Here is a 15,585-nt window from a genome sequence, read left to right as displayed (position 1 = left end):
TCGCATGCCGAACGTGCTCGAGACCCTCGTCGCGGGCGCGCTCGAGGACGCCGCCGCCCGTCGTGTCGACCGCCCGTACGCGGACGTCGAACGCGACCTCGACCGGGTGGCGTCGCCACTCGACGCCCTCACCTTCCTCGCCCCCGGCGACCGCGTGAAGATCCTCGCCGAGGTCAAGCGCGCCAGCCCGTCCCGTGGCTCGATGGCCTCCATCGAGGACCCGGCCGCACTGGCCGCCGACTACGAACGCGGCGGCGCATCGACCATCAGCGTCCTGACCGAGGGGCGCAAGTTCCTCGGCAGCCTCGCCGACCTCGAAGCCGTCAAGGCGCGCGTCGGTGTCCCGGTGCTCCGCAAGGACTTCATCGCCGATCCGTACCAGGTGGTCGAGGCCCGCGCCGCCGGTGCGGACGTCGTGCTGCTCATCGTGGCCGCGCTCGGACAGCAGCAGCTCGTCGAGCTCCACACGCTGGCCGAAGAACTCGGCATGCGCGTGCTGGTCGAGGCGCACTCCGCCGACGAGGTCGCTCGTGGCCTCGACGCCGGCGCGCGCATCCTCGGGGTCAACGCCCGCGACCTCACCGACTTCTCGCTCGACCGCGACCTGTTCGGCTCCCTCGCCGACCGCATCCCCGACGGGGTCGTGCGCGTCGCCGAGTCCGCCGTCGCCGGTCCTGCCGACGTCGCCCACTACCGCGCTGCGGGTGCCGACGTCGTCCTGGTCGGGGAGGCCCTGGTCACCGGGACCGACCCCGCCACCACCCTCGCGTCGTTCATCGAGGCCGCCGACCGCGGCTGAACGCTCCACCCGTCCGACCGCCGGCACCGCCGGTCGCGTCGGACTCGTCCCGGGAAGACCCATCGTGACCTCACTCCGCGACCTGCACGGCCCGTACTTCGGTGACTTCGGCGGACGCTTCGTCCCCGAGTCGCTCGTCCTCGCCCTCGACGAGCTCGAGGCAGCCTTCCGCACGGCCTGGGCGGACCCGGCGTTCCGCGCCGAGCTCGACGAGCTGCAGCGCGACTACACCGGGCGTCCGTCGATCATCACCGAGGTGCCGCGGTTCGCGAAGCACGCCGGTGGCGCCCGGGTGATCCTGAAGCGCGAGGACCTCAACCACACCGGGTCCCACAAGATCAACAACGTGCTCGGCCAGGCCCTCGTGGCGCGGCGTCTCGGCAAGACCCGCCTGATCGCGGAGACCGGCGCGGGTCAGCACGGCGTCGCGACCGCGACCGCCGCCGCACTGTTCGGCATGGACTGCGTCGTGTACATGGGGGCAGTGGACACCGAGCGTCAGGCGCTCAACGTCGCCCGCATGCGGTTGCTTGGCGCCGAGGTGATCCCGGTCGAGACCGGTTCCCGCACCCTGAAGGACGCCATCAACGACGCCCTGCGCGACTGGGTGGCGAACGTCGACTCGACGCACTACCTGCTCGGCACCGTCGCCGGCCCGCACCCGTTCCCCGAGATGGTGCGCGAGTTCCACAAGGTGATCGGCGAAGAGGCGCGTCAGCAGGTCCTCGACCGCGTCGGACGCCTGCCGGACGCCGTCGCCGCGTGCGTCGGTGGCGGGTCGAACGCGATGGGCATCTTCGAGGCGTTCCTCGACGACGAGTCCGTCGCGCTGCACGGCTTCGAGGCCGGCGGTGACGGTGTCGAGACCGGTCGTCACGCCGCGAGCATCACGCTCGGGCGCGAGGGCGTCCTGCAGGGCGCGAAGTCGTACCTGATGCAGGACGAGGACGGCCAGACCATCGAGAGCCACAGCATCTCCGCCGGGCTCGACTACCCGAGCGTCGGGCCGGAGCACGCCTACCTGGCATCGATCGGCCGCGCGAAGTACGCGCCGATCACCGACACCGAGGCGATGGAGGCGTTCCGTCTCCTCAGCCAGACCGAGGGCATCATCCCGGCGATCGAGTCGTCGCACGCCCTGGCCGGCGCGATGAAGCTCGGCAAGGAACTCGGGCCCGAGGGCGTCGTGCTCGTCAACCTGTCCGGCCGAGGCGACAAGGACGTGGCATCCGCCAGTCGGTACTTCGGCATCCTCGACGAGAACGCGGTGCAGCTGTGACCACGAACCAGACCGTCGCCACGACGATCGACACCGCCAACGCCGAGCGTGCCGGGGCCGTCGTCGGCTACCTGCCCGCCGGGTACCCCGACCTGCAGACCAGCGTCGACGCCGCGGTCGCCCTCGCCGAGAACGGTGTGGACGTCATCGAGTTCGGCCTGCCCTACTCCGACCCCGTCATGGACGGTCCGGTCATCCAGCGCGCGGCGGAGGAGAGCCTGGCGAACGGCTTCCGGGTCGCGCAGGTGTTCGACGCCGTGCAGCAGATCACCGAGCGTGCGGACGTCCCCGTGCTCGTCATGACGTACTGGAACCCGGTGCTCCGCTACGGCGTCGACCGGTTCGCGGACGACCTCGTCGCCGCCGGTGCCGCTGGGCTCATCACCCCGGACCTGATCCCGGACGAGGCCGCCGAGTGGATGACGTCGTCGGAGCGCACCGGGCTCGACCGTGTCTTCCTCGCCGCGCCGTCGTCGTCTGACACCCGCATGCGTCAGGCGGTGGATGCCAGCCGCGGGTTCGTCTACGCCGTCTCGACGATGGGTGTCACCGGAGCTCGGATCGGCGTCGACGTGGCGGCACGAACGGTCGTGTCCCGACTCCGCGACGCCGGTGTGGAGCGCACGTGCGTGGGCCTCGGCATCTCGACGGCCGAGCAGGTCGCCGAGGTCCTGGAGTACGCGGACGGCGCGATCGTCGGTTCCGCGTTCGTCCGGGCACTTGCCGACCTCGGGGTGCAGGGCGTCGCCGACCGCGCGGCGGACCTCACCACCGGCGCTCACCGCTCCTAGTCCAGTTCCTGGCGGGTCCTCGACCCGCGCTACAGTGAGCGGGGCCGACGACACGTCGACACCGCGCCCAGTCAGTTCCGAAAGGCGATCGTTCCTCCATGCCCCTCCTGAGCATCCCGAGCCCGAGCACCGCCTGGCAGTACTTCGACCTGACCGCCTGGCTGCGCGACGCGTTCGGCTGGTCGCTGCCGCTCGACTTCCGCATCCACGCCTACGCGATCTGCATCCTGCTCGGGATCGTCGCCGCGGTGCTGCTCGCGAACCGTCGCCTCAACGCGCGTGGCGTCGAGCGGTGGATCATCATCGACATCGCGATCTGGGCGGTGCCCGCGGGCATCATCGGCGGTCGGCTCTTCCACGTGTTCACCCACGTGTCCGACTACTTCGGCCCCGGCATCGACCCGCTGTCCTTCCTGTACATCTGGGAGGGCGGACTCGCCATCTTCGGCGCCCTGATCCTCGGGTCCGTGGGCGCGTGGATCGGGTGCCGCCAGGTCGGTCTCCGGTTCACGTCCTTCATCGACGCCGTCGTGCCCGGCGTGCTGCTCGCCCAGGCGTTCGGACGACTGGGCAACTACTTCAACCACGAGCTCTTCGGCATGCCGACGAGCCTGCCGTGGGGGCTGCAGATCGAGTCGACCAACGCGGCGTTCCCGAAGGGGCTGCCCGAGGGCACGCTGTTCCACCCGACGTTCCTGTACGAGATCATCTGGAACGTCCTGGGCGTCGTCGTGATCCTGCTGCTCGACCGCAAGTTCACCCTGCAGTGGGGCAAGGTGCTCTCGCTGTACCTGATCTGGTACGGCGTCGGCCGCTCGTTCCTCGAGTCGATCCGCGTGGACACCAGCGAGACCTTCGCCGGCATCCGCACCAACGTCTGGATGTCCTTCGCCGCGATCCTGCTCGGGATCGTCATCTTCATCGTGCAGACGCGTCGGCACACCGGCAAGGAGCCGAGCCCGTACCTGCCCGGTCGAGAGCCGCGTCCGAAGTCCGATGTAGACTCCGACGACACCTTCTCGGAGCACGATGGCGACGATGCAGCACTCGTCGCCCAGGGCTCCGCACCGGGCACCACCCCTGCTGATCGCGCCTAGGAAGCACCACTCCCCGCCACAAGCGGGGCACGGGCACCAGTCCCGCCCGTCTGGGCGGAACGCACCACCGGGCCACCGCTGTCCCTGTTCCACTTCCTCGTGAGGACGGTTCCCCATGGCGCTCCAGCCAACCCAGCCCCCGGCACCGAAGTCCCTCGTGCCGCCGCACCGTCGGTTCTCGGCGGTGCCGGACGCCACCGGGATGTACGACCCGGCGAACGAGAAGGACGCCTGCGGCCTCGCGATGGTCGCGACGCTCCGCGGGACACCCGGTCACGACATCGTCGACGCGGCCCTCGGCGCCCTCCGGAACCTCGAGCACCGCGGTGCCGTGGGGTCGGACGCGGGCACGGGTGACGGCGCTGGCATCCTGTGCCAGGTGCCGGACGAGTTCCTGCGCGCCGTCGTGCCGTTCGACCTGCCGGCGGCGGGGGAGTACGCGGTCGGCACGGCCTACCTGCCGACCGACGAGGGCGACCGGCATGCCGTCAAGGGTGCCGTCGAGCGGCTCGCGCGCGAAGAGGGCCTGAAGGTCCTCGGGTGGCGCGAGGTCCCGGTGCGTCCCGAGGTGCTCGGCACCCTGGCGCGTGCCGCGATGCCCGCGTTCGAGCAGCTCTTCGTCGCGTCGGTGCGGCACGACCTGCACGGTGCGTCGTGGAGTGGCGTCGCCCTGGACCGCCAGGCCTTCCGTCTGCGCAAGCGTGCCGAGCACGCAAACGACCTGTACTTCATGTCCCTGTCGAGCCGCACCATGGTCTACAAGGGCATGGTCACGACGCTGCAGCTCGAGCCGTTCTACCCGGACCTCAGCGACGACCGCTTCGCATCGAAGCTCGCGATCGTGCACTCGCGCTACTCCACGAACACGTTCCCGTCGTGGCCGCTCGCACAGCCGTTCCGGACGATCGCGCACAACGGCGAGATCAACACGGTGCGCGGCAACCGCAACTGGATGCGCGCACGGCAGTCGCAGCTCGAGAGCGAACTGCTCGGCGACATGGCCCCGCTGCTGCCGATCGTCAGCCCGGGCGCGAGCGACTCGGCCTCGTTCGACGAGGTGCTCGAGCTCTTGACCCTGACCGGTCGGACGCTGCCGCACGCCGTGTCGATGATGGTGCCGGAGGCCTGGGAGAACCAGGTCGGGATGGACCCGGAGCTGCGGGCGTTCTACGAGTACCACTCGATGCTCATGGAGCCGTGGGACGGCCCGGCCGCCATCACCTTCACCGACGGTTCGCTCGTCGGCGCCACCCTGGACCGCAACGGGCTGCGCCCCGGACGCTTCCTCGTCACCGACGACGGACTCATCGTGATGGGGTCCGAGACCGGGGTCATCGACGTGCCCGCCGCGAATGTCGTCCGCAAGGGCCGTCTGCGCCCCGGCCGGATGTTCCTGGTGGACACCGAGGCCGGCCGCATCATCGAGGACGACGAGGTCAAGCGGGAGCTGGCGACGTCGGGGCCGTGGGGCGAGTGGCTCGACGAAGGCCGCATCAACCTGAACGACCTGCCGGACCGCGAGCACATCGTGCACACCCCGGCGTCGGTCACCCGGCGTCAGCGCGCCTTCGGCTACACCGAGGAAGAAGTCCGCATCCTGCTCCGCCCGATGGCGCAGGTGGGCGCGGAACCCCTCGGGGCCATGGGCTCGGACACCCCGATCGCGGTGCTCTCGCAGCGCCCCCGGCTGCTGTTCGACTACTTCACGCAGCAGTTCGCCCAGGTGACCAACCCGCCGCTGGACTCGATCCGCGAGCAGGTCATCACCTCGATGGGCATGGGCCTCGGTCCGGAGCGCAACCTGCTGTCGGCCGGCCCCGAGCACGCGCAGCAGATCACCCTCGACTTCCCGGTGATCGACAACGACCAGCTCGCCAAGGTGCAGCACTTCGAGACCGGGTCGGGTCGGCACCTGACCGTCACGATCAAGGGCCTGTACCGGGTCGACGCCGGCAAGAAGGCGATGCAGAAGCGCATCGCCGCGGTGTGCGACGAGGTCGACGCCGCCATCGAGTCGGGCAAGCAGTTCATCGTGCTGTCGGACCGCGACGGCAACGCCGAGCAGGCGCCCGTGCCGAGCCTGCTCCTGCTCGCCGCCGTGCACCACCACCTGATCCGCACGGAGCAGCGCATGAAGGTCGGCCTGATCGTCGAGGCCGGCGACGTGCGCGAGGTCCACCACGTGGCGACGCTCATCGGGTACGGTGCCTCGGCGATCAACCCGTACCTCGCGATGGAGACCTGCGAGAACCTGGTCCGTGCCGGCATGATCACCGGGATCACCCCGGAGCAGGCCGTCAAGAACGTGATCAAGGCGCTCGGCAAGGGTGTCCTGAAGATCATGTCGAAGATGGGCATCTCGACGGTGTCGAGCTACGCCGGTGCGCAGGCGTTCGAGGCCGTCGGCCTGAGCCAGGGGTTCATCGACAAGTACTTCACCGGCACCTCGTCGATCCTCGGCGGCGTCGACATCGACGTCATCGCGAAGGAGAACGCCGAGCGCCACGCCCAGGCCTACCCGCAGGACGGCGCAGTGCTCTCGCACGAGCGCCTGCAGACCGGCGGCGAGTACCAGTGGCGCCGCGAGGGCCCCCCGCACCTGTTCAACCCGGACACCGTCTTCCGGCTGCAGCACGCCACCCGTGCACGCCGGTACGACATCTTCCGCGAGTACTCGAGCGCCGTGGACGACCAGTCCGAGGAGCTCATGACCCTGCGTGGGCTCTTCCGGTTCAAGCACGGGCTGCGGAAGCCGATCGCGCTCGACGAGGTCGAGTCGATCGAGTCCATCGTCAAGCGGTTCAACACCGGCGCGATGTCGTACGGCTCGATCTCGAAGGAAGCCCACGAGACGCTCGCGATCGCGATGAACCGCCTCGGTGGTCGCTCGAACACCGGCGAGGGCGGTGAGGACGTCGACCGGCTCCTCGACCCCGAGCGCCGCAGCGCGATCAAGCAGGTCGCGTCCGGTCGCTTCGGTGTGACGAGCATGTACCTCACGCACGCCACCGACATCCAACTGAAGATGGCGCAGGGCGCGAAGCCCGGCGAAGGTGGTCAGCTGCCACCGCAGAAGGTGTACCCGTGGGTCGCCCGGACCCGGCACGCCACGGCGGGTGTCGGCCTGATCTCGCCGCCGCCGCACCACGACATCTACTCCATCGAGGACCTCAAGCAGCTGATCTTCGACGTCAAGCGCGCCAACCCGGCCGCTCGTGTGCACGTCAAGCTCGTCAGCCAGTCCGGCATCGGGGCGGTCGCCGCCGGTGTGACGAAGGCCCTGGCCGACGTCGTGCTCGTCTCCGGCCACGACGGCGGGACGGGTGCGTCGCCGCTGAACTCGCTCAAGCACGCCGGCACCCCGTGGGAGATCGGGCTCGCCGAGACGCAGCAGACGCTCATGCTGAACGGCATGCGCGACCGCGTGGTCGTGCAGGTCGACGGCCAGATGAAGACCGGTCGCGACGTCGTCGTGGCCGCGCTGCTGGGCGCCGAAGAGTACGGTTTCGCCACCGCGCCGCTCGTCGTCGAGGGCTGCATCCTGATGCGCGTGTGCCACCTCGACACGTGCCCGGTCGGGGTCGCCACGCAGAACCCCGAGCTCCGCAAGCGGTTCTCGGGCAAGCCCGAGTTCGTCGTGAACTTCTTCGAGTTCATCGCGCAGGAGGTCCGCGAGCTCCTGGCCGAGCTCGGCTTCCGCACGCTCGACGAGGCGATCGGCCAGGCCGACACGCTCGACGTCGACCGTGCCCTCGAACATTGGAAGGCATCGGGGCTCGACCTCGCGCCGGTCCTCAAGGGCCCGCACTTCGACGCAGCCGAGCCGCGGCGGCACCAGCGCGAGCAGGACCACGAACTCGAGCAGCACTTCGACGTGGCCCTCATCCAGCAGACCGCCGACGTCCTCGACCACGGTGGTTCGATCGCGCTCGACCTGCCCATCCGCAACACCGAACGCGCGGTCGGCACGATGCTCGGCCACGAGGTCACGAAGCGGCACGGCGAACACGGGCTGCCCACCGGCTCGATCGACGTCACACTGCGCGGTTCCGCCGGGCAGTCGCTCGGCGCGTTCATGCCCGCCGGCATCACCCTCCGGCTCATCGGCGACAGCAACGACTACGTCGGCAAGGGCCTGTCCGGTGGCGAGATCATCGTGCGCCCGGACGCCGGCTCGGGCTTCGACCCGGCCGAGAACGTCATCGCCGGCAACGTGATCGGGTACGGCGCGACGCAGGGCAGCATGTTCATCCGCGGCATCGTGGGCGAGCGCTTCCTGGTGCGCAACTCGGGTGCGACCGCGGTGGTCGAGGGCGTGGGCGACCACGCGCTCGAGTACATGACCGGCGGGCTCGCGCTCATCCTCGGCGAGACCGGGCGGAACCTCGGGGCCGGCATGTCCGGCGGCACCGCGTACGTCCGCGGACTGCGCGAGGAGCACGTCAACACCGATGCTCTCGCGACCGGCGAACTGCGGCTCGAGGCGCTCGACAGCGCCGACGTCGCGATCGTCACCGACCTGCTCACGCGGCACGCGGCGGAGACCGGCTCGACGCTCGCATCCGACCTGCTCGAGTCCGGTGACCTGAGCGACTTCGTCAAGGTGCTGCCGCGTGACTACGCGGCGGTGCTCGAGACCCGTCAGCGCGCCGTCGACGAGGGGCTCGACCCCGACGGCGACGTGGTCTGGAACAGAATCATGGAGGTGACCGGTGGCTGATCCCAAGGGATTCCTCAAGGTCCAGGAACGCGAGCTCCCCGCACGACGACCCGTGCCCGTCCGGCTCATGGACTGGAAAGAGGTCTACGAGCAGCAGGAGTCCGGCGCCCTCAAGCGCCAGGCGGGCCGCTGCATGGACTGCGGCGTGCCGTTCTGCCACCAGGGCTGCCCCCTCGGCAACCTGATCCCGGAGTGGAACGACCTGACCTGGCGCGGCGAGGGCCGTCAGGCGATCGAGCGGCTGCACGCGACGAACAACTTCCCGGAGTTCACCGGGCGGCTCTGCCCGGCCCCGTGCGAGTCGTCCTGCGTGCTCGGCATCAACCAGCCGCCGGTGACCATCAAGCAGGTCGAGGTCTCGATCATCGACGACGCGTTCCAGAACGGATGGGTCACCCCGCACCCGCCGGAGCGCCTGACCGGCAAGACCGTCGCCGTGGTGGGGTCGGGCCCCGCCGGGCTCGCCGCCGCGCAGCAGCTCACGCGTGCCGGGCACACGGTCGCCGTGTACGAGCGCGACGACCGCATCGGTGGTCTGCTCCGCTACGGGATCCCGGACTTCAAGATGGAGAAGCGCCAGATCGACGCACGGCTCGCCCAGATGCAGGCCGAGGGCACCCGCTTCCGCGCTGGTGTCGAGATCGGCCGCGACATCACCTGGGACGACCTGAAGTCCCGCTACGACGCGGTCGTCGTCGCGACCGGTGCCACCGTGCCCCGTGACCTGCCGATCCCGGGGCGCGACCTCGAGGGCGTGCACTTCGCGATGGACTACCTCGTGCAGCAGAACAAGGCGAACGCCGGCACCCGGGTCGACAACCAGCTCACGGCCGAGGGCAAGCACGTCGTCGTCATCGGCGGCGGGGACACCGGTGCCGACTGCATCGGCACCGCGCACCGGCAGGGTGCCCTGAGCGTGACGAACCTGGCGATCGGCAAGCAGCCACCGCTGGAGCGTCCGTCCGAGCAGCCGTGGCCGATGTTCCCGACCGTGTTCGAGGTCACGAGCGCCCACGAAGAGGGTGGCGAACGGCACTTCCTGGCGTCGACCGTCGAGTTCCTGGCGAACGAGGCCGGCGAGGTCCGAGCCCTCCGCGTCGCCGAGACCGAGTACCTCGACGGCCGTCGCGTGCCGAAGGCCGGCTCCGAGCGTGAGATCCCGGCGGACCTCGTCCTCGTCGCGATGGGCTTCACCGGCCCCGAGTCCGACACGATCGAGCCGCAGCTCGGCCTGCCGACCGCGGTGTCCGGTGCGCTCGACCGCCGTGCCGACTACACGACGAACGAAGCCGGCGTGTTCGTCGCCGGTGACGCCGGTCGTGGGCAGTCCCTGATCGTCTGGGCGATCGCCGAGGGTCGTGCCGCGGCCGCGAAGGTCGACGAGTACCTCGAGGGCTCGACGATCCTGCCGGCGCCGGTCAAGGCGACCGACCGGGCGATGTCCATCTCGTGACTCCGGGGCCACCTGCACTCGATAAGGTGCTGGTGGCCTCGCCTCGTTCCGCGCGGCCCCACAGCGCGGAAACCAGAGCACCATCCACCACACGAAGGAATCCATTGAGACGCGCAAAGATCGTTTCGACGCTCGGACCGGCTACGTCGGACTACGAGACCGTCAAGGAGATCATCGAAGCGGGCGTCGACGTCGCCCGACTCAACCTCAGCCACGGTGACTACAGCGTCCACGAAGCCAACTACGTGAACGTCCGTCGCGCGGCCGAGGAGCTCGGCAAGCCCGTCGCGATCCTCGTCGACCTGCAGGGTCCGAAGATCCGCCTGGCCAAGTTCGCCGACGGCCCGCACGACCTCGCGGTCGGCGACGTGTTCACCATCACGACCGAGGACGTCCCCGGATCCAAGGAGATCTGCGGCACGACGTTCAAGGGCCTGCCCCAGGACGTCAAGCCCGGCGACCCGCTGCTCATCGACGACGGTCGCGTTCGCCTGCGCGTGCTCGACACCGACGGTGTCCGCGTCCGCACCGAGGTCGTCGTCGGCGGCACCGTGTCGAACAACAAGGGCATCAACCTGCCCGGCGTCGCCGTCAACGTCCCCGCGCTCAGCGAGAAGGACGAGGCCGACCTCCGCTGGGCGATCCGCCAGGGTGCCGACCTCATCGCGCTGTCCTTCGTGCGGAACGCCTCGGACGTCGTCCGCGCCCACGAGATCATGGACGAAGAGGGCAAGCGCCTCCCCGTCATCGCCAAGGTCGAGAAGCCGCAGGCCGTCGACGCGCTCGAGGAGATCATCGACGCCTTCGACAGCATCATGGTCGCCCGCGGTGACCTCGGTGTCGAGCTGCCGCTCGAGGCCGTCCCGATCGTGCAGAAGCGCGCCGTCGAGCTGTCCCGCCGCATGGCGAAGCCGGTCATCGTCGCGACGCAGATGCTCGAGTCGATGATCTCGTCGCCGATCCCGACCCGCGCCGAGACCTCCGACGTCGCGAACGCCGTGCTCGACGGCGCGGACGCCGTCATGCTCTCGGGCGAGACGAGCGTCGGCGAGTACCCGGTGCAGACGGTCCGCACGATGGCCCGCATCGTCGAGTCCACCGAGGACCACGGCCTCGAGCGCATCGCGCCGCTCGGCACGAAGCCGCGCACCCTCGGCGGGGCGATCACGCTCGCCGCAGTCGAGATCGCCGAGTTCACCGAGGCGTCGTACCTCTGCGTGTTCACCGAGTCCGGTGACTCGGCCCGCCGCATGTCCCGGCTGCGCCACGGTCTGCCGATCATCGCCTTCACCCCGAACGAGGCCACGCGTCGCCGCATGGCCCTCACCTGGGGCGTGCGGTCCTTCCTCGTCGAGCGCAAGACCCACACCGACGAGCTCTTCTCGCAGGTCGACGACGTCCTCCTCGAGAACGGCCTGGCCGCCCCCGGCGACCGCGTCATCGTGACGGCCGGTTCCCCTCCCGGGATCGAGGGCTCGACGAACGACCTGCGCGTGCACCGCGTGGGCGACGCCCACGCCGAGGCCGCGCCGGCCTACGTGCGCGACTGATCCGCAGGATCCCTCGCCGACAGGGCGCGGACGGGAGGCCCGGCGTACGAACGCGCGTCGCCTCCGGTCCGCGCCCTGCCGCGTCCCCACGGCCGTGGTGGTGACCATCCGTCGGCCGCAGGCGGCAGGATGGCTGCTGTGAGCCTCCCCACCGAACACCCGGCGCCGCGCGCCGACGTCCGCCGCTGGCGTCGCTACCTGGCCGACGAGCGCGCCGAGGGCGCGGTGTACCGCAACCTCGCCGCACGGCGTTCCGGCGAGGAGCGCGCGATCCTCGCCGCCCTGGCCGAGGCCGAGGGCCGGCACGAGCAGCACTGGCTGGACCTGCTCGGTGACGACGTCGGCAGGCCGATGCGGGGGAGCCTCCGCACGCGCGTCCTCGCCGGGCTGGCGAAGCGCTTCGGGTCGGTCTTCGTCCTCGCGCTCATGCAGCGTGCCGAGGACCGTTCACCCTACGCGGACGACGACGACGCGACCGCGAGCATGGCGGCCGACGAGCGCATCCACGGCGAGGTGGTCCGCGGGCTCGCGAACCGCGGCCGGATGCGGCTTTCCGGCACGTTCCGCGCAGCGGTCTTCGGGGCCAACGACGGGCTGGTGTCGAACCTGGCGCTCATCATCGGCATCAGCGCGTCCGGTGCGGACCGGCACTTCGTGCTGCTGAGCGGCATCGCGGGCCTGCTCGCCGGCGCGTTGTCGATGGGTGCGGGGGAGTACGTCTCGGTCCGGTCGCAGCGTGAACTGCTCGAGGCGTCCACGCCGCACCCCGACGCGGGCCAGGCCGTGGCGGACCTCGACGTCGACGCGAACGAGCTCGCCCTGGTCTACCGTGCCCGTGGGATGTCCGAGGCCGAGGCGACCGAGCACGCGGCACACGTGCTGTCCGGCATCGGGGAGCGGCGTCCGACGACCGGCCCGGTGGCGACGGTCGACGACCACGAGGCGGTCGGCAACGGCCTGAGTGCCGCGGTGTCGAGCTTCCTGTTCTTCGCGTCGGGCGCGATCATCCCGGTGCTGCCGTTCCTGCTCGGCATGCAGGGGTGGGCGGCCATCGCGGTCGCTGGCACGCTCGTCGGGCTCGCGCTGCTCGGCACCGGTGCGGTCGTCGGTGTCCTGAGCGGGGCGTCGCCGGGCAAGCGGGCGTTCCGGCAGCTGGCGATCGGGTTCGGCGCTGCGGTGGTGACCTACGCGCTCGGGCTGCTGTTCGGCACCGGTGCCGCCTGACGGCTACCGGCGGACGGCGGCGCGCGGCGGCAGCAGCAGCAGGGCCGCGGCGCCGACGACGATGAGCGCGATGCCCGCGAACACCATGAAGACCGTGAGCGCGAGGCCCGGCGCGACGAGCACGACCACGCCGCCGAGGATCGAGAGCACCCCGCTCACCAGGGTCGGCACGCGGGACGACCCCGGGTGGCCGACGAACCCGCCGACGATCGCGACGATGCCCTCGATGACGAAGCCGACCCCGGCCAGCACCGCGTAGACGACCAGGGGGATCGCCGGGTCGAGCAGCGCCACGAGCCCGGCGACCGCGACGAGCGCCCCGACGATCCCCGAGGTCCACCGCCACACCGTCGGGGTCCCGTGCCCGCGCGCCGCGGCCACCACCCGCAGGGCACCGGCGACGACGAGGTAGACGCCGAAGAGCAGGGCCACCACGACCAGTGAGGGCCGCGGCCACGCGATGGCGACGATCCCGAGGGCGATCGCGACGACCGCCGTGACGACGACGAACACCCGGAACGTGCGGACGGCACGAGAATCCACGGACACTCCTCCTGATCGGACCGATGGAGTCCCGAACGCTACCCGGCCGACGGCGGCGCCGTGCAGCCGTCGTGCCCGTGCAACCGGATGCAACCCCCGCGGACGTACCGTGCGGGAAGGCACGCGATCCGAACGTGCCCCGACAGCGTCGTCGAAAGGCCACCACCATGACCATCGCACCATCGCCCACCAGCTACGCCGCACCCGGCGAAGCGGGCTCCCTCGTGCAGTACCGATCGCGGTACGACCACTTCATCGGCGGCGAGTACGTCCCGTCGGCGAGCGGTCGGTACTTCGAGAACCCGACCCCCGTCACCGGCAAGGTCTTCACCGAGGTCGCCCGTGGCGACTCCACCGACGTGGACCGTGCGGTGGCGGCGGCCTGGAAGGCGTTCCCGACCTGGGGGAAGACGAGCGCCGCTGAGCGCGCGATCATCCTCAACAAGATCGCCGACCGGATGGAGGAGCACCTCGAGGCCCTCGCCGTCGCCGAGACGTGGGAGAACGGCAAGCCGATCCGCGAGACCCTCGGCGCGGACATCCCGCTCGCGATCGACCACTTCCGCTACTTCGCCGGGGCGATCCGGGCGCAGGAGGGTTCGGCCGGCGAGATCGACCACGACACCGTGGCCTACCACTTCCACGAACCGCTCGGCGTCGTCGGGCAGATCATCCCGTGGAACTTCCCGATCCTGATGGCGGTGTGGAAGCTCGCGCCGGCCCTGGCCGCGGGCAACTGCGTCGTCCTGAAGCCGGCGGAGCAGACCCCGGCGTCGATCCACGTGCTCGTCGAGCTCATCCGCGACCTGCTGCCCGCCGGCGTGCTCAACGTCGTCAACGGTTTCGGCATCGAGGTCGGCGCACCGCTCGCCCAGCACCCGGACATCAGGAAGATCGCGTTCACCGGCGAGACCACCACGGGTCGGCTCATCATGCAGTACGCCTCGCAGAGCCTGATCCCGGTCACGCTCGAGCTCGGTGGCAAGAGCCCGAACGTGTTCTTCGCCGACGTCGCCGCCGAGAAGGACTCGTTCTACGACAAGGCGCTCGAGGGCTTCACGTTCTTCAACCTCAACCAGGGCGAGGTCTGCACCTGCCCCTCCCGCGCGCTCGTGGCGAAGGAGATCTACGACGGGTTCGTCGCCGACGGCCTCGACCGGGTGCGCGCCGTCAAGCAGGGGCACCCGCTCGACCTGTCGACGATGATCGGCGCGCAGGCGTCGAACGACCAGCTCGAGAAGATCCTGAGCTACATCGACATCGGCAAGCAGGAGGGCGCGAAACTGCTCACCGGCGGCGAGCGTGCCGACCTGGGCGGCGAGCTCTCCGGTGGCTACTACGTCACGCCGACGGTCTTCGAGGGCGACAACTCGATGCGGATCTTCCAGGAGGAGATCTTCGGACCCGTCCTCGCACTGACGTCCTTCAGCGGCTACGACGAGGCGATCGCCACGGCCAACGACACCCTGTACGGGCTCGGGGCCGGCGTGTGGAGTCGCGAGGCCACGACGCTGTACCGCGCCGGCCGCGACATCCAGGCCGGTCGGGTGTGGTCGAACACCTACCACCAGTACCCGGCCGGGGCGGCGTTCGGCGGGTACAAGCAGTCCGGCATCGGGCGCGAGAACCACAAGATGATGCTCGACCACTACCAGCAGACGAAGAACCTGCTCGTGTCCTACGCCGACGGTCCGATGGGCTTCTTCTGATGGACAGTCGGCCGCACACCGCACGCGTGGCGGTGACGCCGGCGGCGGGGGAGGTCCTGCGGACCCTCGCCGCCCGGCACGGTCCCCTGATGTTCCACCAGTCGGGCGGCTGCTGCGACGGGTCGAGTCCGATGTGCTATCCCGTCGGCATGTTCCGCACCGGCTCCGGTGACGTCCTGCTCGGAGCGCTCGCGGTCGACGGGCTCGACCCGATCGAGGTCTACATGTCGAAGTCGCAGTTCGAGTACTGGAAGTACACGCACCTGACGATCGACGTGGTCGACGGCCGGGGCGGCGGGTTCTCGGTGGAGAGTCCGGAGGGCAAGCGGTTCCTGACCCGGTCGCGGATGCTCGACGACGCCGAGCTCGCCGATCTGGGCCTGGTCCCGGCCGTGCCCCGGACGTAGGCTGGCGGGACTC

Annotated in this window: 11 protein-coding genes; 10 read left to right on the top strand and 1 reads right to left on the bottom strand. The window is 70.3% G+C overall.

Translation table 11 applies throughout. The features are described 5' to 3' along the window. The first annotated feature begins 13 nt into the window (after positions 1-13). The 8 genes from trpC to ITJ59_RS12285 all read left to right on the top strand — a co-directional run bounded on the left by trpC (position 14) and on the right by ITJ59_RS12285 (position 12,913). On the top strand, positions 14-799 hold the full coding sequence (trpC, locus tag ITJ59_RS12320) for an indole-3-glycerol phosphate synthase TrpC (RefSeq protein WP_194651824.1): 786 nt from the start codon (positions 14-16) through the stop codon (positions 797-799). 64 nt (positions 800-863) lie between these two features. Continuing rightward, complete coding sequence (trpB, locus tag ITJ59_RS12315) at positions 864-2,078, top strand: tryptophan synthase subunit beta (protein WP_194651424.1); 1,215 nt, start codon at positions 864-866, stop codon at positions 2,076-2,078. Next, positions 2,075-2,869: a tryptophan synthase subunit alpha gene (gene trpA, locus ITJ59_RS12310; protein WP_194651422.1), complete on the top strand. Its 795-nt coding sequence runs from the start codon at positions 2,075-2,077 to the stop codon at positions 2,867-2,869. Before trpB ends, trpA begins: the two co-directional genes overlap by 4 nt. A 98-nt stretch (positions 2,870-2,967) precedes the next feature. Continuing rightward, positions 2,968-3,966 carry a prolipoprotein diacylglyceryl transferase gene (gene lgt / locus ITJ59_RS12305; RefSeq protein ID WP_194651420.1) on the top strand — a complete coding sequence of 333 codons (999 nt, stop codon included), beginning with the start codon at positions 2,968-2,970 and terminating at the stop codon, positions 3,964-3,966. Between the two features lie 115 nt (positions 3,967-4,081). After that, complete coding sequence (gene gltB, locus ITJ59_RS12300) at positions 4,082-8,686, top strand: glutamate synthase large subunit (RefSeq protein WP_416354865.1); 4,605 nt, start codon at positions 4,082-4,084, stop codon at positions 8,684-8,686. Further along, positions 8,679-10,139 carry a glutamate synthase subunit beta gene (locus tag ITJ59_RS12295; protein ID WP_194651418.1) on the top strand — a complete coding sequence of 487 codons (1,461 nt, stop codon included), beginning with the start codon at positions 8,679-8,681 and terminating at the stop codon, positions 10,137-10,139. Before gltB ends, ITJ59_RS12295 begins: the two co-directional genes overlap by 8 nt. Positions 10,140-10,243: 104 nt before the next feature. Beyond that, positions 10,244-11,689, top strand: coding sequence for a pyruvate kinase (gene pyk / locus ITJ59_RS12290; protein WP_194651416.1), 1,446 nt, complete (start codon positions 10,244-10,246; stop codon positions 11,687-11,689). A gap of 129 nt (positions 11,690-11,818) precedes the next feature. Next, entirely contained in the window at positions 11,819-12,913 is a 1,095-nt protein-coding gene (locus tag ITJ59_RS12285; protein WP_194651414.1) for a VIT1/CCC1 transporter family protein, read from the top strand. Between the two features lie 3 nt (positions 12,914-12,916). Here the strand turns inward: ITJ59_RS12285 and ITJ59_RS12280 are convergent, their stop codons facing one another. Continuing rightward, the gene (locus ITJ59_RS12280) at positions 12,917-13,456 is read right to left on the bottom strand and encodes an HdeD family acid-resistance protein (RefSeq protein WP_194651408.1); all 540 of its coding nucleotides are present in this window, start codon (positions 13,454-13,456) and stop codon (positions 12,917-12,919) included. 167 nt (positions 13,457-13,623) lie between these two features. Here ITJ59_RS12280 and ITJ59_RS12275 point away from each other — a divergent pair, with 167 nt between their 5' ends. Beyond that, positions 13,624-15,165 (top strand): aldehyde dehydrogenase family protein, encoded by a 1,542-nt coding sequence (locus tag ITJ59_RS12275; RefSeq protein ID WP_194651406.1) that lies wholly within the window; start codon positions 13,624-13,626, stop codon positions 15,163-15,165. Next, positions 15,165-15,572 (top strand): DUF779 domain-containing protein, encoded by a 408-nt coding sequence (locus ITJ59_RS12270; RefSeq protein WP_194651404.1) that lies wholly within the window; start codon positions 15,165-15,167, stop codon positions 15,570-15,572. Before ITJ59_RS12275 ends, ITJ59_RS12270 begins: the two co-directional genes overlap by 1 nt. Positions 15,573-15,585 lie beyond the last annotated feature (13 nt).

This window comes from Curtobacterium sp. VKM Ac-1393 (genome assembly GCF_015350995.1).
Taxonomy (GTDB): Bacteria; Actinomycetota; Actinomycetes; order Actinomycetales; family Microbacteriaceae; genus Curtobacterium.
This window is presented reverse-complemented; position numbering and strand designations above follow the sequence as displayed.